Consider the following 21,620-nt stretch of genomic DNA (forward strand, 5'->3'; position numbering starts at 1 on the left):
CGTGGTCTTGGCTCACCTGAAGCTGGCAACGGCAGCCGGCAGGCTCGTTGCAGTACAATCGCGGCCGATGGACGACGAATTCTTCATGCGCGAGGCGATGTCGCTGGCTCTTGCTGCAGAGTGTCTCGGCGAGGTGCCGGTCGGCGCGATCGTCGTGCAGGCGGGGGTCATCGTCGGCCGTGGCTTCAACTCGCCGATCGGCGACCACGACCCGACGGCGCATGCGGAGATCACGGCCTTGCGTGACGCGGCACGCAACCTGCGCAACTATCGGCTGCCCGGCTGCGATCTGTTCGTCACGCTCGAGCCCTGTGCGATGTGTGCCGGGGCAGTCCTGCAGGCACGACTGGCGCGTCTGGTCTACGGTGCGCGCGACCCGAAGACCGGAGTCCATGGCAGCGTGGTCGACCTGTTCGCCGTCGAGCGGCTGAATCATCACACCGAGGTGGTCGGCGGCGTGCTGGCAGCCGAGTGCGGGCAACTGCTCTCGGCTTTCTTTGCCGAACGGCGTGGCCGCAGCGAAGGCAGAGGGGAGGGCAGACGTGCATATCGAGATCTCGATCGCTAGGCAGGCTCTGAGCCTTGTGGGCGACTGCGGGCAAACGGTCCGCAGCTATCTGGTGTCGACCGCGACCCGCGGTGTCGGCGAACGGAAGGGCAGTTACTGCACGCCGCGTGGCCGCCATCTGATCCGCGCCAAGATCGGTGCCAACCAACCGGCGAACACGGTGTTCATCGGGCGCCGGCCCAGCGGTGAAGTCTATTCGCCTGAACTCGCCGAACGCTTCCCGAAGCGTGACTGGATCCTGACCCGGATCCTCTGGTTGTCCGGCTGCGAGCCCGGCCGCAACCGCCTCGGTGATGTCGATACCATGCGCCGTTACGTGTACATCCACGGCAGCCCGGATAGTGCGCCGATGGGGCAACCCGGATCGATCGGCTGCATTCGCATGCGCAATGACGACATCGTCGAGCTTTTCGACCTTGTGTCCCCTTATACGCCGGTTTACATCAGCGAGGACTGAAAGCTCGTGCAAACCTCGCCGATCGGCGTTGCGCCAGCGCCGTAGCTGCGTTCGTGGAGGGTGACCAGGCCGTCGCGGCGTCTGGTCAGCAGCGTCGATGCGCGCGTTCCGTAGTGCTCGGAGCTGACGAAGACGGCCGAGAGGATGCGTTCCCACTCGAGCGGAACACCGGTTTCCGGCAGGTGGGAATCCGCAACCACCTCGCGGTCGGCGAGCAGGTTGAAGAAGGGCGCGGCTTGCGGCAGTGTCTGCAACGCCGCGGCAAACGCGGCCCTGGCGCTTGCCAGTTTCGGCCAGGGCGTGTCGAGCAAGTGGTTCGACAGCCCGTAGATGCCGGGCCCCAGCCACCGCACCCGGCCTGCGTCGCGGTTGCTGCAGTAGCCGAGCCGGTCGGCGTCGCCGATGAAGAGATTGAAGCCGTTGTACTCGCCGGCCAGGACCGCGACTTCCTCGAGGTACGCCTCCGGCGTCTCGCGGCCGACGAGGAAGTCGGCCACCAGCGCACCGCGCGACCGCGCACCCGGGGGCTGCCCGCCGCCCTCCCGGTAGTTGGTCAGGGCGGCGAAGCGCTGCTCGCGACTGACCCCGAGCCAGGTGCCGCCAGCTTCCAGATCGCGGCCGGCGAGCACCTGCGGTGCGTCTGCCCAGAACGCGGCGGCAGCCGAAGGGCGCGTGAAGAACTCGTCACGGTTGGCGGCGACGATCAGCGGATAGTCCGGGTGCGCCTGCCAGGCAAGCAGGATCAGGCACATCGGCGGTCCTGGTCAGGCTGTTGCCGCCGGCGCCACGACCGGCTCGACGTCGATCGCGGCACCACCCGGGTTGCCCAGTTGCAGCCCGCCGACCGCAGCGAAGCTCTCCTGAATGATGGCCAGGGCATCGTGGCCGCCGGCAGGTGCTGCCGCCGCGTTGGCGATCATGCCGCAGGGCTGCTGCGGACTGCTCGCCGAGTAGATCGCCTGGCCGGCCGTCATCGGGCTGCCACAGTGCGCACGGTAGAGGTGGCGCTTCACCTTGCCCAGGTACTGTGTGCGAGCGACGATCTCCTGTCCGGGATAGCACCCCTTGCGAAAACTGACCGCTCCGAGCTGCTCGAAACCCGCCATTTGCGGCACGAATTCCTCCCTGGTCGGCTCGCTGATCAGCGGCACACCGGCCTCGATGTCGAGCCACTGCCAAGCCGCGGCGCCGACCGGCCGCGCCTGCGTCTGCAGTTGCCGCCACAACTCCGGGGTTGCTTCGAGCTTCACGAGGAGCTCGAAGCGACGGCTGTCGAGACGGACTATCAGTGCAGTCTTCGTGGCGGCGATGCCCAGAGGGGTGGCAGGAACGGGCAGGCTGGCGGCACACAGTGCGCGCTCGGCCTGCGGCCCTGCCACGCCGAGCAACAGGAGCTCGCCGGAGCGGTCGTCGATGCTCAGCTTGCTGCGCAGGACGAACATCGACAGGCGCCTGTGGATGAACGGCAACAGGTCGACCGATAGCTGCAGGAAGTAGTCGGGTCCTGAATGAAGGACAAGGAAGCTGGCGAGCATCCTGCCTTTGGCCGAGCACCATGCCGAATGCTGTGCACTTCCCTCGGCGAGGTGCCTGACATCGCTCGTCAGCTGACCGTGCAGGAAGCTCGCGGCATCCGGGCCACTCACCGCGAGCAGGCCGAGGTGGTCCAGAGGCGCGACGACGGTCGCCTCGCGAGCGGCAGACAGCTCGGCCGTCGCGTCACCAAAATCCGTGACCTGATTGTGATCGATTCGTGCACCTGAAGCACGCAGCAACTCCTGCCAGTTCGCGTTCATCATCTTTCCATCTGGTTGGCCGGCGGGCCGGCGGGCGGTCCTCCGCGGGGCGCAGCCGGCAGCGGCGGCCGGCTGGCCGTGCCTTGGGTGCCCCGCTGGCTAGGGCGAGTTTCGGCTATTATAGGGCGACTCGATGCCCGCCCCACCACCCATTCCTCCTCCAGCCCGCCAGCCCGACTGCTGCTCCGGACCGATGCGCAAGACCGTTCGCCTGCTGCTCTCTTTCTCCTTCCTGGCCCTGCTTCTGGGCGCCGCGGCCGCCGTCTACGTTGCTCTGATTCCGATCAGCCTGCCGCGTGACCAGGTCGAGTTCACTCTTGCTCCCGGCAGCAGCCTGCGCTCGGCGGCTCGCGAGATCGCCGCCAGCGAGATCGCGGTCGAACCGTGGGTACTGATCGCACTCGCGAGACTGATGGGCGTCGAGGCTTCGATCAAGGCCGGAAGCTACCAGATCGGTCGTGGCACGACGCCACTCGAATTGCTGCGCAAACTGACGCGAGGAGACTTCACGCAGGCCGAGCTGACCTTCGTCGAAGGCTGGACCTTCCGTCAGATGCGCCAGCGCGTCGATGGCCATCCGGATCTGCGTCACGAGACCCGCGACCTGAGTGACGGCGAGATCATGCGCCTGCTCGGTGTTCCGGAACAACCCGCCGAGGGCGCGTTCTTTCCCGATACCTATCTCTTTGCCAAGCGAAGCAGCGATATCGACCTGCTGGCGCGCGCGGCGCGTGCCATGCAGCGACACCTGCAAGAGCAATGGCAGGCGAGGGCTGATCACCTGCCGCTGCGCGATGCCCATCAGGCTCTGATCCTTGCCTCGATCATCGAGAAGGAAACCGGCCGTGATCAGGATCGTGCGCAAGTGGCAGCGGTGTTCATCAACCGCCTGCGCCTGGGGATGCCCTTGCAGACTGATCCGACGGTGATCTACGGACTCGGCGATGACTTCGACGGCGACCTGCGCAAGCGCGACCTGCTTGCGGATACGCCCTACAATACCTATACGCGCCGCGGGTTGCCACCCACTCCGATCGCCATGCCCGGACTCGCTTCGCTGCAAGCGGCGCTGCACCCGGCGGCGAGCGACGCGCTCTATTTCGTCGCTCGCGGCGACGGCAGCAGCCACTTCTCGCGGACGCTGGCAGACCACAATCAGGCGGTGCGGCGTTACCAGAAAGGGGGCCGACCTTGAACCACGCGCAGTCCGGTTCGCGCGGCCGTTTCATTACCTGCGAAGGCATCGACGGCGCTGGCAAGAGCAGCCACATCGCAACCATCGTCGAGTCTCTGCGTCGGCGCGGAGTCGCCGTCGTCAGCACGCGCGAGCCAGGGGGTACCGCGCTTGGCGAGAAACTGCGTGCGCTGCTCCTGCACGAAACCATGCACCTGGAGACCGAGGCGCTGCTGATGTTCGCAGCCCGCCGCGAGCACATTGCGCGAGTCATCGAACCGGCTCTCGCGCGGGGCGACTGGGTCGTCTGCGACCGTTTCAGCGACGCGACCTATGCTTATCAGAGTGGTGGTCGCGGTCTCGACCCGGTGAAGTTCGCGCAACTCGAAGGCTGGGTGCACCCGCTGCTGCAGCCGGACCTGAGCCTGCTCTTCGATCTACCGGCGGCGGTTGCGGCCCGGCGCATTGCCGAACAGGCACGCGACCGCGATCGCTTTGAGATGGAGCACGTCACGTTCCACGAGCGAGTCCGCCTCGCCTACCTCGAGCGGGCGCGGGTGGCGCCGCAGCGAATCACGGTCATCGACGCCGACCAGTCCCCGGAAAGAGTCTCGAAGCAGATTGAAGAAAGGATTTCAACCTTATGTTTGTGAGGATTATTGATCTGCACGCTTCAGACTGGCAGCAACTCATGATGCGGCGTGACAGACTGCCGCACGCGCTCCTGCTGTGCGGTCGGCAGGGGCTTGGCAAGTTCGACCTTGCCGTCGCCTTGGCCGCCTCCCTGCTTTGCGAGGAGCGGCGAGATTCAGGCGAGGCGTGTGGTCAGTGCCTGGCCTGCGGCTGGCTGGCCCAGGACAATCACCCGGACCTTCGCCTGCTGCAACCACAGTCGCTCGCCGTGGTCGGCGGCGATGCCGGCGAGGAAGAAGACCCGGCAAAGGCGAAGAAGCTAAGTCAGCAGATCACGATCGATCAGGTACGGGCACTCGACGACTTCCTGCACGTCGGAACCCATCGTCACGGCGCGCGCGTAGTGCTCCTCAACCCGGCCGAGGCGATGAATCGCGCAACCGCCAATGCTCTTCTCAAGTCACTTGAAGAGCCAATCGCAAATACCCAGTTCATATTGGTTTCCAGCAACCCACATCGCTTGCTGCCGACGATCCGAAGCCGCTGCCAGACCGTCAGCGTGCCGTTGCCGTCGCGAGCAGCGGGAACCGCCTGGCTGGACGACGCTGGCGTGGCCGATCCTGACGACTGGTTGGCCCTGGCGGCCGGTGCGCCGGTCCTGGCGCTCGCCCTGAGCAGCAGCGGCGAGCGGAGCCTGGTCGACGCTCTTCTGGCCGAAGTCAGCGGCGGGGCTGGAGTGGATCCGCTCGCATCGGCAGCCACACTCGAGCGGGCCATCAGGAACGAGAAGCGCCCGGCGCCGCTGCGCAGATTGCTTGAGTGGGCACAGAAGTGGTTGTTCGACCTGCTTCTCGCGACCGAAGAGCAGCCACCGCGCTATTTTGTACGTCAGGCGGCTCTGCTGCACGACCTCGCGCGCGAAACCGACACCCGCCGGATCTTGGCATTCAGCCGAAAAGCGCTACAATGCAAGGCCCAATGTGAGCAGCCCGTGAACAATCGACTGTTTCTCGAGGACTTCTTTCTCGGCTACGTGCGGGTTTTCCGAAGCCACCGAGCGTGGTGAAGCAATCATCGCGATCCAGGGGCAATGAACGAGTGAGGCATCAGCGAGTGCGCAACGGACTTCGCTCAACTGGGCGATCGATCGCTTCCCAGTGAAGATGGCAGAGACCGACATCGGCAAGGCGGCGTCAGTGACGCCGCCGCGCCCCAGCGTTCTGTCGCTGAACATCAACTCGAAGTCGGCACTTTACGCGGCTTACATGCCGCTGTTGCGCAATGGCGGCATCTTCATTCCAACCACCCGCAACTACTCGATTGGTGACGATGTCTTCATGCTGCTGTCGCTGATGGATGATCCCGCCAAGCTGCCGATCGCCGGCACGGTCGTCTGGATCACGCCGGCTGGCGCTCAGAACAGCAAGGCACAGGGAATCGGCGTGCAGTTCAAGAACGACGAAAGCGGCGCCGAGGCACGCCGGCGCATCGAGGGTCTGCTGGGCGGCGTGATGCAGTCGGGCCGCCCAACGCACACCATCTGATGGCCGGCCGATGCTGGTTGACTCGCATTGTCATCTCGACTTTCCGCAGCTGGCCGATCGCATCGAGCAGATCATCGGGCTGATGCGTGCCAATGACGTCGGCTGCGCGCTGTGTATCGGCGTCACCCTGGAACGTCTGGCCAGGGTTTTGCAACTCGCCGATACGTGGCCGATGCTCCTGGCAACGGTTGGTGTACACCCCGAGGAAACGGGAGTCCGCGAGGCAACGGTCGACGACCTCGTGCGCCTTGCGGCACATCCGCGAGTGGTGGCGATCGGCGAGACCGGGCTTGACTATTACTGGCACAAGGATGCTCCGGAATGGCAGCGTGAGCGCTTCCGCACTCACATCCGGGCCGCCCGCGTGACCGGCAAGCCGCTGGTGATCCATACCCGGGAAGCTGCAGCGGACACGCTGCGGCTCATGGCGGAGGAGGGGGCCGGCGAAGTGGGCGGCATCATGCACTGTTTCACCGAAAGCTGGCCGATTGCCCAGGCAGCACTCGACCTCGGCTTCCACATCTCGCTCTCCGGCATTGTCACGTTCAAGAACGCGCTCACGGTCAGAGAGGTTGCGCTGCGCGTGCCGCTGGATCGTTTGCTGGTCGAGACCGACTCACCCTACCTGGCGCCGGTGCCTTACCGTGGCAAGACGAACCAGCCTGCCTACGTCCGCCATGTCGCGGAAGATGTCGCACGCCTGCGAGGCCTCAGCTATCAACAGGTCGCCGACGCCACGACGGCCAATTTCTTCAATCTCTTTCCTGAAGCCCACACGAAGGTTGCCCAATGAAGATTCTTGCGTTCTTGTTTGCGTTGTGGATTCCCACCATGGCCGCGGCCGGTGCCTATGAAGACATGGAGGAGGCCCTGATCTCCGGCAATACGACTTGGGCCATCCAGCTGATCAACCGCGGCATGGATGTCAATTCGGTGGACGCAGCCGGCAATACGCTACTGATGCAGTGCGTGCAGCGCGAGAACCTGGACTTTCTCGACTATCTCGTGAAACGGCGCGCACGGCTGAACACCCGCAATCGTAACGGTGAGACTGCACTCAGCCTGGCTGCCTACAAGGGCCTGCTCCCTTTCGTCAAGCGTCTCGTCGAAGCGGGTGCCGACGTCAACCTCTATGGCTGGTCGCCCCTGATCTACGCCGCTTTCAGCGGCCGTACGGCAGTGGCCGAGTACCTTCTCACCAAGGGAGCGGAAGTGAATGCGACGACCCCGAACGGGTCGACAGCGTTGCTGTTCGCCGCCCGCTTCGGACACATCGAGATCGTCGAGCTGCTGCTGCAGAACAAGGCGGATCCCAACATGGCCAATGACCGGGGGGCAACCGCGATCGACTGGGCGCTCAAGTCCGACAACACGGACATCGCGGACCTGCTGCGCAAGGCTGGCGGACGCGCCGGCACGCCGCCGGCGGACCCTGCGGCTTCACGGTGAAAGAGCGTTTACGGGCCGGACGACCACCTTGCCCGTGTTCAGGGTGCGACTGACGATCCGATAGACCTCCGGATCGAAGTCCTGTCGGCTGGGTCCGGCAGCCAGCAGCGTCTGCAGACCCGCATCGTCCTGCACCGTGCCGAGAAGCCGCCAGCGGTCAACGACGTGGATGTCCTGGCGCATGCCGAAATCGTCGCGCTCGATCAAAGCGACCGGGCCGCGGTAGGGCCAGCTCCTGATCTTCAGGCGAGCCAGAGCGCTCATCAGTCGTGCGCCGTGCTGCAGCAACGACTCCTTGCCGACGCAGGCGCCGCGGCAGTTCTTTTGCCGATAGGCACTGCACGCAGCGACCGCCTGCTCGATGCCGACCTGTTTCTGACACAGTTGATGCGCCTCGGCCAGCACGCGCAGCGAGCGCTGCGCTTCGCGGCGGTTCGTGTACATCCCGAAGAGGTCGTCGGCGACGGCGAAATCCATTTCGTCGGCGAACACCAGTCGCAGCCTGCAGTCGCCCGATGCGGGCGAGTGCAGCTGCCACGAACAGAGTTCCTTGGCAGGCGGCAGGTGCCCCGCGGTGCCGCCGCTGCCCGTTGCCTTGGCCGAAGTGGTCGGCGGCGCCGAGCGCGCGTAGCGCAACTCATGCAGACGCGCGCCCAACTCGCCGGCTGCCTCGCGCCACTCAGTTCGCCAGGCATCGCGGTAGAGCGCCTTGTCTCGGCTGCCGGCAGCGAAGTGACCGAGCACCTGGCGCCGCAGGTTGTCACTGCGACGCGCGAGCAGGAGGCGACCGTCCTCACCATAGAACGCGTAGGCACCTGGCGCCTCGGGCAGGTCGTCGAGCGCCGCCGGATCGAGTTGCGGTGGCAGTTCGGGACGGCCGACGATCGCTTCCACGGCGTCGCGGACCATCGCTGCGGGCAGCTGACGGTGCCAGCATTGCCAAAGGCTCCAGAGCAGCCGGGCGTCGGCAAGTGCCCGATGGCGCCCGCCGCCGGCAGTCAGGCCATGCCGTTCAACGAGGGTGTCGAGGTTGTGCCGGTGATGCTGGGGGTAGAGCTTGCGTGACAGCTTGACGGTACACAGGCTCGGCTGGCGAAAGTCCACCCCGATCCGGCCGAATTCTCCTTTCAGGAAACCGTAATCGAAGCGCGCGTTGTGCGCGACGAACAGTCGCCCGCGCAATCGCTCGAGCAGTTCATGGGCGATCTGGCGGAAGGTCGGAGCCGGCCGCAGCATGGCCTCACTGATGCCGGTGAGACTGGTGATGAACGGCGACAGCGGCACCTCGGGATTCACCAGGACACTCCATTCGCGGACCCCTGTCGAGTCGACCTCGACCAGGCCAACCTCGATGATTCGGTCGTTGGCGAAGTTGGCACCGCTGGTCTCGAGGTCGACGAAGACCATAGGCTCCGGCGCGAGAAGCCGCGCCTCATCGACGGACATCACGGCAGAGGTTCAGCGCTGGCTGCGGTTGGCAACCGCGGCAATGGCGTCGGCGAAGACTTCGGTCAGGGCAAGCGGGAAATCATGCGCCATTCCATCGATGACGCGCAATTCCGCACCAGGAATGTGAGCTGCCACGTCCTCGCCGCAGGCGAGCGGTATCAGTGGGTCATCTGCACCGTGCAGTACGAGCGTGGGCGCCTTGATCGTCGCCAGCAGTGCGCGGCGGTCGCCACTGGCAAGAAAGGCCGCCAGTTGCCGGGTGACGCCGCGCGGATGGAAAGCGCGCTCGTGCTCGTCGGCAATCTGATTGCGCAGGCGATCCGGGCAACTCGGATACTCCGGGCTGGCAACCGCCAGCTGGCGCCTGATCGCGTCCTCGATCAGACTCTCCCGGTCCCGTGCCGCCGGCAATGGCGCGAGCAGGGCCTGCGCAGCCTCCGAACTCGGAGGCGGCAGGTCCGGATGGCTGCTGGTCGACATGATGCTGGTCAGCGACAGGCAGCGCTCCGGGTAACGGGCCGCGACGATCTGAGCGATGGCGCCGCCCATCGATGCGCCGACCACGTGCGCCGCCTCGATTCCCAGCGCGTCCAGCAGGCCGGCGCAGTCTGCCGCCATGTCCTCGAGCGAATACGGGGCTTCCGGCGCCACGCCGCGTCGTAGAGCACGGCCGATGTCCGGAACTCCCGCCTCATCGAGCTTGCTCGACAGACCACAGTCACGGTTGTCGAAGCGCAGCACGCGATAGCCGCGCTCAACCAGAGCTTGACAGAGTTCGACATTCCACCGGCTGAGTTGGGCACCCAGTCCCATGATCAGCAGGATCGCGGGCGCCGTCTCGCTACCGAAGGACTCGTACTCGATCTGCAGGTCGTTGGCGGTCACTGTGGGCATGGCGAGTGGTCCCGGAGATGGGACTGGCTAGGATATCGACAGAACGCGAATCTACCACCGATTGGATCGGAAGCGAACCCGATGGCCGCCGCGGGAGCCGCCATTCCGAACCCGGCACGGCCTGGCGAGGCCTGTTGCGCCGTTGTCGTCGGGAGCTGTCGCCCGGCGCAACCAACCGGGCGCCACTGCACATCCAACCCCGCCCAAAAGTACCGATAATTTGTATTATGTAAATTACGAGACGACGGGCTACAGCCCATGTCCGCAGAAAGGCCCTTCGTCCTTGCGTGCGTCCGTGTGCCGCGCCGTCGTTGCCCTGCTTCCTGTGACCCACAAGGCCCTCGGGTCATGTGGCGGACCGCAGCGACCGGTTGTCGCTGCTTCAGGTCTGCAGCTCCGGTCGGTCGCGAAAACACTCGAGCGCATCCGGATTGGCCAAGGCCTCGATATTCTTGACGGGCCGGCCGTGGACGACGTGGCGAACGGCAAGCTCGACGATCTTGCCGCTCTTGGTGCGCGGAATGTCGGCCACCTGCAGCACCTTGGCCGGGACGTGGCGAGGCGTGGTGTTGTCGCGAATCTGCTGTTTGACGCGGTCGATCAATGCCTCGTCGAGAACGAGACCGTCGCGCAGCCTGACGAAAAGCACGATCCGCACGTCGCCCAGCCAATCCTGGGCAATCACGAGCGCTTCGACGATTTCCGCCAGCTTCTCCACCTGGCGGTAGATCTCGGCGGTACCGATGCGCACGCCGCCGGGGTTGAGCACGGCATCGGAACGGCCGTAGATGATCAGTCCCTCGTGCGCCGTCAACTCCACGTAGTCCCCGTGACACCAGACATTCGGAAAGCGGTCGAAATACGCCGCGTGGTACTTGCCACCGTCGGGGTCGTTCCAGAAGCCGACGGGCATGGCGGGAAACGGCGCGGTACACACCAGTTCGCCGCGCTCGCCGCTTCCCGCAGCAAGCGGGCGGCCATCGTCGTCGAAGACTTCGACCGCCATTCCGAGACCGCGACACTGCAACTCGCCACGGTACACGGGCAGCAGCGGATTGCCGAGGGCAAAGCACGAAAGGATGTCGGTACCGCCCGAAATCGAGGCGAGAAGCAGATCCGACTTGATGTCGCGGTAGACATAGTCGAAACCCTCGGGCGCCAGTGGGCTGCCCGTCGAGAACATCGTCCGCAGTTCGCGCAACGAATGCGTGCCGCGCGGTTGCAGGCCGCTCTTGGCGATCGCATCGATGAACTTGGCCGAGGTTCCGAAGTGGGTCATGCGCTCGGCGTCGGCATAGTCGAAGAGAATCGTTCCGGCCGTACCGTCAGCACCACGAGCGAAGGGTGAACCGTCGTAGAGCAGTAGCGTCGCGCCCGATGCCAGACCGGAAACCAGCCAGTTCCACATCATCCAGCCGCAGGTGGTGAAATAGAAGAGGCGGTCGCCAGGCCGCACGTCACCGTGCAGCTGGTGTTCCTTGAGGTGCTGCAGCAAGGCGCCACCATGGCAATGGACGATGCATTTCGGGACGCCGGTGGTGCCCGAGGAGAACATGATGAACAGTGGGTGCTCGAACGGCAGTCGTTGAAAACTGATCTCGCCGGCAACGAAGGGAGCGACGAAGTCGGCATGGCTGACGCCGTTGCGGATCCGCTCCACTGACGGCGACTCGTCGAGGTAGGGAACGACCACGGTTCGTGTGATGCCCGGCATCTGCCCGACCACCTCGATGTTTCGCGCCATGCAGTCGACCGGCCTGCCGTTGTACCAGTAGCCGTCGACGCAGAACAGGACCTTGGGCTCGATCTGCCCGAAGCGGTCGAGTACCCCCTGTACCCCGAAGTCCGGCGACGCCGAGGACCAGATGGCGCCAAGCGAAGCGGTGGCGAGCATGGCGACCAACGCTTCCGGCATGTTCGGCAGGTAGCCGGCGACGCGGTCCCCAGGGGCTACGCCAGCGACCTGCAGTGCCTGCGCACAGCGCGACACTGCCGCATGGAGCTCGCCGTGCGAGAGCCGGCGGCTGACCCGGTTCTCGCCCCAGAAGACGAGCGCGTCCCCATCATCACGGCGTCGCAACAGGTTTTCGGCATAGTTCAGTCGGGCCTGTGGAAACCAGCGGGCGCCCGGCATGCGCTTGCCGTCTTCCAGGATGGTCGCCCCCGCGTCGCCAAGCACGCCACACTCTTCCCAGACCGAAGTCCAGAAAGCCTCCGGTTGCTTGAGCGACCAGCGCCAGAGGGCTGGGTAATCGGCGCAGTCCACCTGCCAGCGCCGCTTCACCGCGGCCGTGAAGGAGCTGAGCCGTGCCGTGGCCATCCGCTCGGCGCTCGGCTGCCAGAGTGGCGTCTCCTGCCCCATCTCCCCTCCTCCCCCTCAGGCCGGCAACTCGGCCCGCAGCGTTTCGGGAATCGGCACCGACTTGCCGCTTGCGACATCCATCCAGACGATCTTCGAGTCGCCGGTGGCGTGGATCGTCGGTGATCCCTGCAGGCTGATCTCGTAGTGCGTCGGCACGCTGCTGCGACCCGGATGTCCGCAGTACATCCTGACCTCGACCACCCCGGGATAGTTCAGCGGGACCTGGAAAGTGCAACTGGCGTTGATGATCACGGGAGCCGAGCCATGCGGCATGATCCGGAAGCCGAGCCGCTCGAGAAACTCGACGCGGGCCTGCTCCATGTAGCGAAAATAAACCGTGTTGTTGACGTGCCCGTAAGCATCCATGTCGCCCCAACGGATGGGGATCAGGCAGGTATGGACGAGCTTTCTCTGATTCTGCATGGTCTTTTCCAGGATGTTGGCGGCGGTCTCGCCCGCACAGGGTCGCCTGCCCACTCCCGCCACCGTTTCTGCCGGTCTGGCGGCGGGAGTGCTGCCGGCGGAGCCACTTATCAGAACATGTCTTCCGGCAGCGCAAGCACACCGGCGGCACCGTCGATCACGCTGCTGGCGAGACCACTGGCCTGCGACAACACGTGGTCGGCATAGAAGCGGGCGGTACCGATCTTCGCCGGGTAGAACGGGTCGGCATCGCCGGCATCGATCTTCGCCTGCGCGACCAGCGCGGCACGCGCCATCTGCCAGCCACCCGCAACGATACCGAGCAGGGTCAGGAACGGCACGGCGCCGGCGGACGCGGCGCGGACATCCTTGCCATAATTGGCGACGAGCCACTCACCTGCCGCGGCGAGCGCATCGATCGCCGCCGAAAAACGTCGCTGCAGCGCGGCGAAGTCATCGCCCGAACGAGCGCCGAGTTCGCCGGCAACGCCGCGCATCAGACCGATGACCGCGTGCAACGTCGCCCCCCCTTCGCGCGCCATCTTGCGGCCGATGAGGTCGTTGGCCTGGATGCCCGTCGTTCCCTCGTAGATCGTCGAGATCTGCGCGTCCCGCAGATGCTGCGCCGCCCCGGTTTCCTCGACGTAGCCCATGCCGCCGTGTACCTGGACGCCGATCGAAGCCATGCTGACGCCGGACTCGGTGCTCCAGCCCTTGACGACGGGAATCATCAGGTCGACGAAAGCCTGGCTGCGCTTGCGCTCGCCCGCGTCCGGATGGTGCACGGCGGCATCGTGTGCCGCCGCCACGACGTACGCCAGCGCCCGCGTCGCTTCGGCCCGCGATTTCATGGTCATCAACATGCGGCGCACATCCGGATGCCGGATGATCGGCACCTTCGGCCCGCCGCGCACGCCGATGTCGGTGCACTGGATGCGATCGCGAGCGTAGTCGCGCGCACGCTGGTAGGCCCTCTCGCAAGCCGCGACACCCTCCAGCCCGACGCCGAAACGGGCGGCATTCATCATGATGAACATGTACTCGAGGCCGCGATTCTCCTCGCCGACCAGATAGCCCACTGCCCCCGAATGGTCGCCGAAGGCCATGATCGCCGTCGGGCTGGCATGGATTCCGAGCTTGTGCTCGATCGACACGCAGTACGCGTCGTTGCGCGCGCCCAGGCTGCCGTCCGCGTTGACCATGAACTTCGGTACGATGAACAGTGATATCCCCTTCACCCCTTCCGGTGCGGTCGGCGTCCGCGCCAGGACGAGATGGATGATGTTCTCCGCCAGGTCGTGTTCGCCGTAGGTGATGAAGATCTTCTGTCCGCAGATCCGGTAGCTGCCGTCGGCCTGCGGTTCGGCGCGGGTGCGGACGGCGGCGAGGTCGGAACCGGCATTCGGCTCGGTCAGGTTCATCGTTCCGGTCCATACGCCACTGACCATCTTCTCGACGTAGACCCGTTTCAGTTCTTCGCTGCCGGAGAGGACCAGTGCTTCGATCGCGCCACTGGTCAGCAGCGGGCAGAGCGAAAAGGAATGATTGGCAGACTTCCACATCTCGCCGACCGCAGCCGCAACCACCTTCGGCAGTCCTTGCCCGCCCCACTCGGGCTCGCTGCCGAGCGCCGTCCACCCGCTCTCGGCGAACAGCCGGTAGGCCTCCTTGAAGCCGGCAGGCATGGTCACCGTCTTGTCGTGCCAGCGGGCGCCTTCCTGGTCACCCGGCCAGTTGAGCGGCGACAGGACTTCCTCGGCAAAGCGCGCCGCCTCCTCGAGAATGGCGTCGACGAGGTCCGGGGTCGCTTCCTCGCAACCAGGCAGTTGCGCTACCTGCTCGAGTCCGGCAAGTTCCTTGAGGACGAATTGCATGTCGCGCACCGGGGCAATGTATTCACTCATCTGTTTCTCCTTTCATGGCTGTTGTCGGAATCTCTGTCGGGGCAGTCCGGGATGCTCAGTGGGAAACTTCACGCGCCGCTGCGAGATCGATCAGGAAGAGGATCTCCTCGGCGACCGGCAACGGAAAGCCCTTGCGCTTGCCCTGCCGGTTGTCACGCAGAAGGTTCTCGAGATAGCCGAGGCACTCGGGTTTTCCCCACAGGGCGACGATTTCGTCACGCAGGCGCGGGACGTCCTCGAGCGTGCGGGCCTTGGCGGCGGCGCCGGCAAGGGGAATCAGCTCCAGTTCGCCGCTCACTTTTTCGTTCTCCCAGGCCAGGATCTCGACGTTGAAGTTGCGGTTGAGCTTGACCGTCAGCGCCTCGAACTCCTCCCGCATGCCGTTGCGCTGGTAGAGATGCAGCAGCCGGATCCATGGCCTGGCCGATTCCTGCGGCAGGGCCGCTATATACTCCTCGAGCGTTCTCGCGGCGCCGCTGACCCGCCCAAAGGACAGCATGATCTCCGCCAACTCGATCGCCGGTGAGGCGCCCCCCAGGCCTTGATCGGGCGGCAGGAGCGCTGCCGCCACCGTCGGCGGTGCTGCGTCGCCCCCTTCTGCGACCGCCGGGGCAACTGTCGCTGCCACGGGTACGGGTGCGGGTAGGGGTACGGGTGCGGGTACGTGTGCGGGAAGAGGGACGGCGGTGCGGCGCTGCGGCGCCTCGATGGGAACAGCCGCTGCCGCCGCCGGCGTCAGCGAGAACTGATGTCTGTCGTTCGTCGTTCCTGCAGCCGCTTGTTCGCTCTCCCCCCCAAGCTGCTCGACGGTCGCATTGCGATGGCGGCGGAAGAGAAACAGCGCGACCAGCAGAACCAGTACCAGCAAGCCGTAGAACAGCCAGTGTTCTTCTTCGGCAGTGGCGGGCGCTGCCGGCTGTGTCCGCACGACGCGCGGCGGCTCGTTCGTTGCTGACGCAGCCGACGCCGGCGTGTTCGCTGCGGCGCTTGGCGCAGCGCCCTGGGCAGCCGCGCCGGGCGGCGAACCCGCTGACCCGGCGACCGCCCCCGAAGGCCGCGGCTCGCCGGCCGCATCGCCACCCGGGAGGGCCGCCGCACCACCCTGCAGTTTCTCTGCCGCTCTCTTCAGCTCGGCGACGTTGGCTTCGAGCCACGCCAGCTTGTTGCTCATCGCCTCCTGGTCGTCGGCTGGGTCGTTGAGCATTGCGAGCGCCCGTTGTTCGAGACGCAGCAGTTCTCTTCCCAGTTCGCTCGCCGGTACGGGCTCGGACAACTCGTCGCTCGACACCAGTGGGGCGGCTTCTCCCTTCGCTGGCGACCCGCGAGCGGCGCGCCCGCCCTCGCCGGTGGTCGCCGGCGATCGCCGCGGCGGAAGAGCGTCCGCTGGCCGCGGTGCATCCGGGAGTGCGCCCAGCGTGCCATTGCCCTGCGCTGATGCCTTTGGTGCAACCGGACTGCGCACTGGCGCCGCCGCCAAGGCACCAGTCGGGTCCGCGAGCAGGATCGTGTACTCTCTGCTGGCCGTCGAGGCGCATTCCGAGCGAACCGCCAGCCGCACGGCCGGGTCGGCGATCGCTGCCCGGGAGACGATGCTCAAGCGGCCCTGCCCACCCTCGCGCCGATAGCTGAGGCGCGCATCGGTGATCCACGGCAGATCATCGCTGGCCGACTGCGGTCGGAAGAGCTTCAGGCAGGCGGGGTCGAAGCGCTCGGCCGGGTGCTCGTTGACCTCGATCTCGGCCTGCAGCACCTGGCCAACGCGCGCCGAACTGCGCAGCTCCCCGAGCATGATGGCATGGCTCGGGGAACCGCCGACGGCGAGCAGCAGGATGAGGAACGGCACGCCGGCACGCATCAGGTCTGCTCGCACGGGCGCAGCCAGGCGCTTCTCGGTGGACTCATTTGCCTCCAGGAAAGAGTGCATCGCTGCCGTCTGCCAGCAACTGCGGTCGATATACAGCCAGCAGCGTGCTCAGCATACCCGACAGCCAGGCCTCTGAGAAAGCGAGCAGGAAAAAGTACGGCAGGTAGTCGTCCGCCAGGTATTGGCCGCTGTAGGCACCCGCAAGCGCGAACACCAGGCTCGATACCAGACCGACCGCGAGGACGGCCAGTGCAGCGGTGAAGAATCCCTTGCAGAAGATGAACACGAACAGGTGGCCCGGCAGCAGGCGGTCGACCAGACGGTGGCCCGTGTGGCTGACGCCGACACCGACACCCGCCATGAGGACGGCATTGAGAGCGAATGCCTGCCAACCCGCGGCGCCGTTCAGCGTGACACCGAGCAGAACCACGCTCAGGCCAAGAAAGGCAAGCTGCCAGCCAAAGCAGAGAGTGAAGACCGTCGCCCCGAGCAGGTGGAGGGACAGGCCGGGCTTGACCCCGGCCTGCAGCTGCCAGAGCAGGATCAACGCGACGATCATCGCGAGGAAGGCATTCAGACGCGAACTGTCGAGCAGCACGCGCCATCGTGCCTGCCTCGCTGCGATCACCGTCGCAACGACGAAGGGCATCCACGCAACCAGCGTCCAGCCGGTGTCGAGCAATCCGTCCGGCAAGTTCATGCTGCCTGCCCTGGCCGTCTCCGCTCAGCCGAGTTCCGCCTGCAGCACCGGCACGACTTCAAAGAGGTCGGCCACCAGGCCATAATCGGCAACCTGGAAGATCGGCGCCTCGGCATCCTTGTTGATGGCGACGATGATCTTGCTGTCCTTCATTCCGGCGAGATGCTGGATGGCGCCGGAGATGCCGACGGCAATGTAGAGTTGCGGGGCGACGATCTTGCCCGTCTGCCCGACCTGATAGTCGTTCGGCACGAAGCCGGCGTCGACCGCCGCGCGCGAAGCGCCGAGCGCTGCCCCGAGCCTGTCCGCCAGCGGCTCCAGCAGGCGATGGAAATTCTCGCCGTTGCCCATGCCGCGGCCACCCGCCACGATCACCTTGGCCGCCGTCAGCTCCGGCCGCTCGGACTTGGTCAGTTCGCGCCCCAGCGTGCGGCTCAGGCCGAGATCGGCAGCCGCAGGCAGCGTCTCGACGGGCGCGCTGCCGCCCTCTGCTGCCGCCTCGAAAGCCGTCGCGCGCACCGTGATGACCTTCACGGGATCGATCGACTGGACGGTGGCGACGACGTTGCCGGCGTAGATCGGGCGGACGAAGGTGTCAGCGGACTCGATTCCCGAGATCTCCGAGATCTGTGCCACATCGAGCAGCGCCGCGACGCGGGGCATGCAGTTCTTGCCGCTGGTTGTCGCTGCCGCCAGCAGATGCGAGTAGGAAGCGGCAATGCTCACCAGCAGTGCCGCGACGTTCTCCGGCGACTGGTCGGCATAATGCGGTGCGTCGCTCAGCAGTACCTTGTCGACGCCGCTGATCCGCGCCGCTTCTGCAGCGGCGGCGGCGCAGTTGCTGCCAGCCACCAGCAGATGGATCTCGCCACCGAGTTTCGTCGCCGCGGTCACGGCATGGAGGGTCGCCGCCTTGATCGAGGTATTGTCGTGTTCAGCAATAACGAGAATGGCCATGGTCAGATCACCTTTGCTTCAGTCTTGAGTTTCAGTACCAGATCGGCGGCATCGGCCACCTTGATGCCGGCTGAGCGCTTGGGCGGCTCGGCCGCTTTCACGGTCTTCAGTCGCGGCGTGACATCAACCCCGAGAGCGGCCGGACTGGTTGTCTCGAGCGGCTTCTTCTTCGCTTTCATGATGTTCGGCAGGGTCGCGTAACGCGGCTCGTTGAGGCGCAGGTCGCTGGTGACGACGGCGGGCAGGACGACCTCGATGTTCTCCAGACCGCCGTCGATCTCACGGGTCACGGTGGCCGTCTGGGCGGAGACGACGACCTTCGACGCAAAAGTCGCCTGTGGCCAACCCAGCAGACCCGCGAGCATCTGGCCGGTCTGGTTGGCGTCGTCGTCGATCGCCTGCTTGCCGCAGACGACCATCTGCGGCTGCTCCCTGGCGCACACCGCCTGCAGCAGCTTGGCGACAGCCAGCGGCTGCAGTTCGACATCGGTCTGGATCAGGATGCCGCGATCGGCACCAATCGCCATCGCCGTGCGCAGGGTCTCCTGACAGTTGGCAACGCCCGCCGAGACCACCACCACCTCGGTCGCGATGCCTGCCTCCTTGAGACGCACCGCCTCCTCGACGGCGATCTCGTCGAAGGGATTCATGGACATCTTGACGTTGGCCAGATCGACATCGCTGCCATCCGGCTTGACGCGAACCTTGACGTTGTAATCCACCACCCGTTTGACTGGAACGAGGACTTTCACTTTCTTCTCCTTGATCACTACACGCAATGCGATGCCACGCGTCGTCCTGCAGGCGACGTCTGACACTCCCGAATTCTGGCCATACCACACACCGTACCGTATCGTATGCATGGCGTACGGTACCGTATGGAGTGCTGGTTGTCAAGACTGCGGTCGGCAGCTTTGGGTTCAGGCTGATAATATTGCCTGACGCGCGCGTTTCAGGAAAGGACCAGATGACGATGAAGCACCGGAACATCAGACCGCGTGCTGCGCTTGGCCGCAACGAGTGGATTCAGGCGGCGATCGACAACCTTGCCGAGCAGGGCGTCAACGGCATGCGGGTCGAAGTCCTGGCGAAGACCTTTGGCGTCACCAAGGGCAGTTTCTACTGGCATTTCAGGGATCGCAACGACCTCGTCGAAGCAGTTCTGCAAGTCTGGCGAGACGGCCGCATCCAGGACATCGAAAAGCAGACCGTCGCCACGCCGGGCGCGGAGGAGCAGCAACTGCTGCATCTGATCGACATCTACTCGGCCACTCGCAACCGCAAGGGGATCTCCATCGAACTGGCCGTACGGGAATGGGCCCGGCGCGATGCGCAGGCGGCGGCGATCGTCGCGGAGGTCGATACCTGGCGTCTCGAAGCGACGCGCAAGCTGTTCGTCGCCCTCGGTTGCTCCGAGGAAGTTGCGAAGAGCCGCAGCCTGCTCCTCTACGCCTATGTCTTCGGGCAGAGTCTGATGGCTTGCGAGAACTACGATGTGCGCATCGCCGAGTTCAAGCGCTGGATCGCCGAACTGATCGTTCGTCAGCGCCAGGAACAGCCTGGCACCGCCACCTGACAACACCACCGTCCATTTCTCGTTGCCGGAGTTCGCCCGATGCCGCAAGCCAGTGCCAGCCCGCAGTTGATCCTCGCTCTCGACCAGGGTACGACCAGCTCGCGGGCGATTCTCTTCGCTCGTGACGGGACGGTTCGCGGTGTCGCCCAGCAGGAGTACGCACAGCACTATCCGCAGCCGGGGTGGGTCGAACACGACGCCAACGACATCTGGCGGACGCAATTGGCCGTCGCCCGCGGGGTCCTTCGCGAGCACGGTGTCGACGCCGGCCAGTTGGCCGCCGTCGGCATCACCAACCAGCGCGAGACCAGCGTCCTCTGGGACCGTGCCAGCGGCGAGCCCTTGCACCGGGCGATCGTCTGGCAGGACCGGCGGACTGCCCGGGCATGTGATGCGCTGCGTGCCGCCGGTCATGCGGAGCGCTTTCGCCAGCGAACGGGGCTGGTGGTCGATGCGTATTTTTCAGGCACCAAGCTGAAGTGGCTGCTCGACAACATTGCCGGTGCCCGCGCCCGCGCCGAGCGCGGCGAGCTCGCCTTTGGCACGATCGATTGCTGGCTGGCATGGAAGCTGTCCGCTGGTCGCGCGCACGTCACCGATCCGTCGAACGCCGCGCGTACCATGCTCTTCGACATTCGCCGCTGCTGCTGGGATGAGGAACTGCTCGCGCTGCTCGACATTCCGCCGGCAGTACTGCCGCAGGTGGTCGACAGCAGTGGCCTCATCACGACGACCGCCAGCGACCTCCTCGGCGCCGAGGTGCCGCTCGCCGGCATCGCCGGCGACCAGCAGGCGGCGACCTTCGGTCAGGCCTGCCTCGCGCACGGCATGGCGAAGAACACCTACGGCACCGGCTGTTTCCTGCTGCTGAATACCGGCAACGAGGCGATGGACTCGCACCACCGCATGCTGGCGACGATCGGCTGGCGGCTGCGCGAGCGGACGACCTACCTCCTCGAAGGCAGTGTCTTCATGGGCGGCGCCGTCGTGCAGTGGCTGCGCGACGGTCTCGGCATGATTTCCAGCTCCGGCGAGATCGAGGCGCTGGCCTCGTCGGTTCCCGACAACGGGGGCGTCTACCTCGTGCCGGCGCACACCGGGCTCGGCGCGCCGTACTGGGATCCGTATGCGCGCGGCGCATTGCTGGGCATGACGCGCGGTACCAGCCGCGCCCACGTCGCGCGTGCGGCGCTCGAAGCGATCGCCTTCCAGAGCGCCGAGGTCCTCAGCGCGATGCAACTCGACTGCGGGCAGCCGCTGCGTGAGCTGCGGGTCGACGGTGGAGCTGCCGCCAACAACCTGCTGCTGCAGTTCCAGGCCGACCTGCTCGGCGTCCCCGTCGTGCGCCCGCGCATCACCGAAACGACCGCGCTCGGCGCGGCCTATCTCGCCGGACTGGCGGTCGGCTTCTGGCACGACGAGGCGGAACTGGCTGCGTTGTGGAACGCCGAGAGGCGTTTCGAGCCCACCATGTCCGCCGACCAGCGGACAGCGCTGCTCGCGGGATGGCGGCGCGCGGTGGAGCGCAGTCGCGACTGGGCGACTGCCGACTGATCAACCGCGGGGAGACACGCCAGGCAGCCTGCCCGGGTGCATCACGTCTGCGTGGCCACCGCGGACCGTCGGGCTGCGGGGGGCGAAGCCCCAGCGCCCCGCCCACCCGCGAACCGCGCCAGAATCAGGGCTTGCGGCCCCGCGCCAGCCACATCGCCGCAGCCGCCAGCGCGAGCAGGCTCAGGGACTCCGGCTCGGGAAGCGGGCTGACGACCGCCAACGCGGGTGCCGAAACGGACAACAGAAGGGCAAGCAACGGCAGAGCACGCATGGCAATCTCCTCCCCGTGAAGTGAATCCTTGGCTCGGCTCCCACT

22 protein-coding genes are annotated in these 21,620 nt (G+C 65.9%); 10 read left to right on the plus strand and 12 right to left on the minus strand.

Annotation, left to right across the window (positions count from 1 at the left end; translation table 11 throughout):
* The first annotated feature begins 67 nt into the window (after nt 1–67).
* Together tadA and NFW30_RS08780 are read left to right on the plus strand one after the other, a co-directional pair.
* On the plus strand, nt 68–568 hold the full coding sequence (gene tadA / locus NFW30_RS08775; RefSeq protein WP_295351153.1) for a tRNA adenosine(34) deaminase TadA: 501 nt from the start codon (nt 68–70) through the stop codon (nt 566–568).
* On the plus strand, nt 543–1,025 hold the full coding sequence (locus tag NFW30_RS08780) for a L,D-transpeptidase (RefSeq protein ID WP_295351151.1): 483 nt from the start codon (nt 543–545) through the stop codon (nt 1,023–1,025). The genes tadA and NFW30_RS08780 overlap by 26 nt, the downstream gene beginning before the upstream one ends.
* Here NFW30_RS08780 and NFW30_RS08785 read toward each other — a convergent pair.
* Both NFW30_RS08785 and NFW30_RS08790 read right to left on the minus strand, forming a co-directional pair.
* A complete protein-coding gene (locus tag NFW30_RS08785; protein WP_295351148.1) occupies nt 1,007–1,777 on the minus strand; it encodes an NRDE family protein in 771 nt (256 codons plus the stop codon). The genes NFW30_RS08780 and NFW30_RS08785 overlap by 19 nt on opposite strands.
* 12 nt (nt 1,778–1,789) lie before the next feature.
* On the minus strand, nt 1,790–2,821 hold the full coding sequence (locus NFW30_RS08790) for a folate-binding protein (protein WP_295372003.1): 1,032 nt from the start codon (nt 2,819–2,821) through the stop codon (nt 1,790–1,792).
* A 193-nt stretch (nt 2,822–3,014) separates the two neighbouring features.
* On the opposite strand from NFW30_RS08790, the gene mltG reads away from it, so the two are divergent.
* The 6 genes from mltG to NFW30_RS08820 all read left to right on the plus strand — a co-directional run bounded on the left by mltG (nt 3,015) and on the right by NFW30_RS08820 (nt 7,621).
* Complete coding sequence (gene mltG / locus NFW30_RS08795; protein ID WP_295351143.1) at nt 3,015–4,016, plus strand: endolytic transglycosylase MltG; 1,002 nt, start codon at nt 3,015–3,017, stop codon at nt 4,014–4,016.
* Nucleotides 4,013–4,648 (plus strand): dTMP kinase, encoded by a 636-nt coding sequence (gene tmk / locus NFW30_RS08800; protein ID WP_295351140.1) that lies wholly within the window; start codon nt 4,013–4,015, stop codon nt 4,646–4,648. The genes mltG and tmk overlap by 4 nt, the downstream gene beginning before the upstream one ends.
* Before the next feature lie 38 nt (nt 4,649–4,686).
* The gene (holB, locus tag NFW30_RS08805) at nt 4,687–5,694 is read left to right on the plus strand and encodes a DNA polymerase III subunit delta' (RefSeq protein ID WP_295372005.1); all 1,008 of its coding nucleotides are present in this window, start codon (nt 4,687–4,689) and stop codon (nt 5,692–5,694) included.
* A gap of 97 nt (nt 5,695–5,791) precedes the next feature.
* A complete protein-coding gene (locus tag NFW30_RS08810; protein ID WP_295351387.1) occupies nt 5,792–6,172 on the plus strand; it encodes a PilZ domain-containing protein in 381 nt (126 codons plus the stop codon).
* A gap of 10 nt (nt 6,173–6,182) precedes the next feature.
* The gene (locus NFW30_RS08815; protein ID WP_295351135.1) at nt 6,183–6,965 is read left to right on the plus strand and encodes a TatD family hydrolase; all 783 of its coding nucleotides are present in this window, start codon (nt 6,183–6,185) and stop codon (nt 6,963–6,965) included.
* On the plus strand, nt 6,962–7,621 hold the full coding sequence (locus tag NFW30_RS08820; RefSeq protein WP_295351132.1) for an ankyrin repeat domain-containing protein: 660 nt from the start codon (nt 6,962–6,964) through the stop codon (nt 7,619–7,621). The genes NFW30_RS08815 and NFW30_RS08820 overlap by 4 nt, the downstream gene beginning before the upstream one ends.
* Here the strand turns inward: NFW30_RS08820 and NFW30_RS08825 are convergent.
* The 9 genes from NFW30_RS08825 to NFW30_RS08865 form a co-directional block, all read right to left on the minus strand.
* Entirely contained in the window at nt 7,613–9,067 is a 1,455-nt protein-coding gene (locus NFW30_RS08825) for a 3'-5' exonuclease family protein (RefSeq protein WP_295351384.1), read from the minus strand. The two genes, NFW30_RS08820 and NFW30_RS08825, sit on opposite strands and share 9 nt — an antisense overlap.
* 12 nt (nt 9,068–9,079) lie before the next feature.
* On the minus strand, nt 9,080–9,964 hold the full coding sequence (locus tag NFW30_RS08830) for an alpha/beta hydrolase (protein WP_295351129.1): 885 nt from the start codon (nt 9,962–9,964) through the stop codon (nt 9,080–9,082).
* Between the two features lie 382 nt (nt 9,965–10,346).
* Entirely contained in the window at nt 10,347–12,326 is a 1,980-nt protein-coding gene (locus NFW30_RS08835; RefSeq protein WP_295351126.1) for an acetoacetate--CoA ligase, read from the minus strand.
* A gap of 15 nt (nt 12,327–12,341) precedes the next feature.
* Nucleotides 12,342–12,749: a thioesterase family protein gene (locus tag NFW30_RS08840; RefSeq protein WP_295351124.1), complete on the minus strand. Its 408-nt coding sequence runs from the start codon at nt 12,747–12,749 to the stop codon at nt 12,342–12,344.
* Nucleotides 12,750–12,859: 110 nt separating this feature from the next.
* Nucleotides 12,860–14,653, minus strand: a complete 1,794-nt coding sequence (locus tag NFW30_RS08845) for an acyl-CoA dehydrogenase (RefSeq protein WP_295351121.1) — start codon at nt 14,651–14,653, stop codon at nt 12,860–12,862.
* A 55-nt stretch (nt 14,654–14,708) separates the two neighbouring features.
* Nucleotides 14,709–16,577, minus strand: coding sequence for a hypothetical protein (locus NFW30_RS08850; RefSeq protein ID WP_295351118.1), 1,869 nt, complete (start codon nt 16,575–16,577; stop codon nt 14,709–14,711).
* Complete coding sequence (locus NFW30_RS08855; protein WP_295351115.1) at nt 16,552–17,217, minus strand: energy-coupling factor ABC transporter permease; 666 nt, start codon at nt 17,215–17,217, stop codon at nt 16,552–16,554. The genes NFW30_RS08850 and NFW30_RS08855 overlap by 26 nt, the downstream gene beginning before the upstream one ends.
* A 24-nt stretch (nt 17,218–17,241) precedes the next feature.
* Nucleotides 17,242–18,174 carry an FAD-binding protein gene (locus tag NFW30_RS08860; RefSeq protein WP_295351112.1) on the minus strand — a complete coding sequence of 311 codons (933 nt, stop codon included), beginning with the start codon at nt 18,172–18,174 and terminating at the stop codon, nt 17,242–17,244.
* 2 nt (nt 18,175–18,176) lie between these two features.
* On the minus strand, nt 18,177–18,926 hold the full coding sequence (locus tag NFW30_RS08865) for an electron transfer flavoprotein subunit beta/FixA family protein (protein WP_295351110.1): 750 nt from the start codon (nt 18,924–18,926) through the stop codon (nt 18,177–18,179).
* Nucleotides 18,927–19,147: 221 nt separating this feature from the next.
* On the opposite strand from NFW30_RS08865, the gene NFW30_RS08870 reads away from it, so the two are divergent.
* Entirely contained in the window at nt 19,148–19,750 is a 603-nt protein-coding gene (locus NFW30_RS08870) for a TetR/AcrR family transcriptional regulator (RefSeq protein ID WP_295351381.1), read from the plus strand.
* A 39-nt stretch (nt 19,751–19,789) separates the two neighbouring features.
* Entirely contained in the window at nt 19,790–21,304 is a 1,515-nt protein-coding gene (glpK, locus tag NFW30_RS08875; RefSeq protein WP_295351108.1) for a glycerol kinase GlpK, read from the plus strand.
* 124 nt (nt 21,305–21,428) lie between these two features.
* Here the strand turns inward: glpK and NFW30_RS08880 are convergent, their stop codons facing one another.
* Nucleotides 21,429–21,575: a PEP-CTERM sorting domain-containing protein gene (locus tag NFW30_RS08880; protein WP_295351105.1), complete on the minus strand. Its 147-nt coding sequence runs from the start codon at nt 21,573–21,575 to the stop codon at nt 21,429–21,431.
* Nucleotides 21,576–21,620 lie beyond the last annotated feature (45 nt).

Source organism: Accumulibacter sp. (assembly GCF_023806635.1).
Lineage (GTDB): Bacteria > Pseudomonadota > Gammaproteobacteria > Burkholderiales > Rhodocyclaceae > Accumulibacter.

What these genes read in the sequence shown, in the direction of transcription:
- tadA (WP_295351153.1), top strand. Translation starts at nt 68, where the DNA reads ATGGACGACGAATTCTTCATGCGCGAGGCGATGTCGCTGGCTCTTGCT.
- NFW30_RS08785 (WP_295351148.1), bottom strand. Translation starts at nt 1,777, where the DNA reads ATGTGCCTGATCCTGCTTGCCTGGCAGGCGCACCCGGACTATCCGCTG.
- NFW30_RS08790 (WP_295372003.1), bottom strand. Translation starts at nt 2,821, where the DNA reads ATGAACGCGAACTGGCAGGAGTTGCTGCGTGCTTCAGGTGCACGAATC.
- mltG (WP_295351143.1), top strand. Translation starts at nt 3,015, where the DNA reads ATGCGCAAGACCGTTCGCCTGCTGCTCTCTTTCTCCTTCCTGGCCCTG.
- holB (WP_295372005.1), top strand. Translation starts at nt 4,687, where the DNA reads ATGATGCGGCGTGACAGACTGCCGCACGCGCTCCTGCTGTGCGGTCGG.
- NFW30_RS08810 (WP_295351387.1), top strand. Translation starts at nt 5,792, where the DNA reads ATGGCAGAGACCGACATCGGCAAGGCGGCGTCAGTGACGCCGCCGCGC.
- NFW30_RS08815 (WP_295351135.1), top strand. Translation starts at nt 6,183, where the DNA reads ATGCTGGTTGACTCGCATTGTCATCTCGACTTTCCGCAGCTGGCCGAT.
- NFW30_RS08820 (WP_295351132.1), top strand. Translation starts at nt 6,962, where the DNA reads ATGAAGATTCTTGCGTTCTTGTTTGCGTTGTGGATTCCCACCATGGCC.
- NFW30_RS08825 (WP_295351384.1), bottom strand. Translation starts at nt 9,067, where the DNA reads ATGTCCGTCGATGAGGCGCGGCTTCTCGCGCCGGAGCCTATGGTCTTC.
- NFW30_RS08830 (WP_295351129.1), bottom strand. Translation starts at nt 9,964, where the DNA reads ATGCCCACAGTGACCGCCAACGACCTGCAGATCGAGTACGAGTCCTTC.
- NFW30_RS08835 (WP_295351126.1), bottom strand. Translation starts at nt 12,326, where the DNA reads ATGGGGCAGGAGACGCCACTCTGGCAGCCGAGCGCCGAGCGGATGGCC.
- NFW30_RS08840 (WP_295351124.1), bottom strand. Translation starts at nt 12,749, where the DNA reads ATGCAGAATCAGAGAAAGCTCGTCCATACCTGCCTGATCCCCATCCGT.
- NFW30_RS08845 (WP_295351121.1), bottom strand. Translation starts at nt 14,653, where the DNA reads ATGAGTGAATACATTGCCCCGGTGCGCGACATGCAATTCGTCCTCAAG.
- NFW30_RS08850 (WP_295351118.1), bottom strand. Translation starts at nt 16,577, where the DNA reads ATGCACTCTTTCCTGGAGGCAAATGAGTCCACCGAGAAGCGCCTGGCT.
- NFW30_RS08855 (WP_295351115.1), bottom strand. Translation starts at nt 17,217, where the DNA reads ATGAACTTGCCGGACGGATTGCTCGACACCGGCTGGACGCTGGTTGCG.
- NFW30_RS08860 (WP_295351112.1), bottom strand. Translation starts at nt 18,174, where the DNA reads ATGGCCATTCTCGTTATTGCTGAACACGACAATACCTCGATCAAGGCG.
- NFW30_RS08870 (WP_295351381.1), top strand. Translation starts at nt 19,148, where the DNA reads ATGAAGCACCGGAACATCAGACCGCGTGCTGCGCTTGGCCGCAACGAG.
- glpK (WP_295351108.1), top strand. Translation starts at nt 19,790, where the DNA reads ATGCCGCAAGCCAGTGCCAGCCCGCAGTTGATCCTCGCTCTCGACCAG.
- NFW30_RS08880 (WP_295351105.1), bottom strand. Translation starts at nt 21,575, where the DNA reads ATGCGTGCTCTGCCGTTGCTTGCCCTTCTGTTGTCCGTTTCGGCACCC.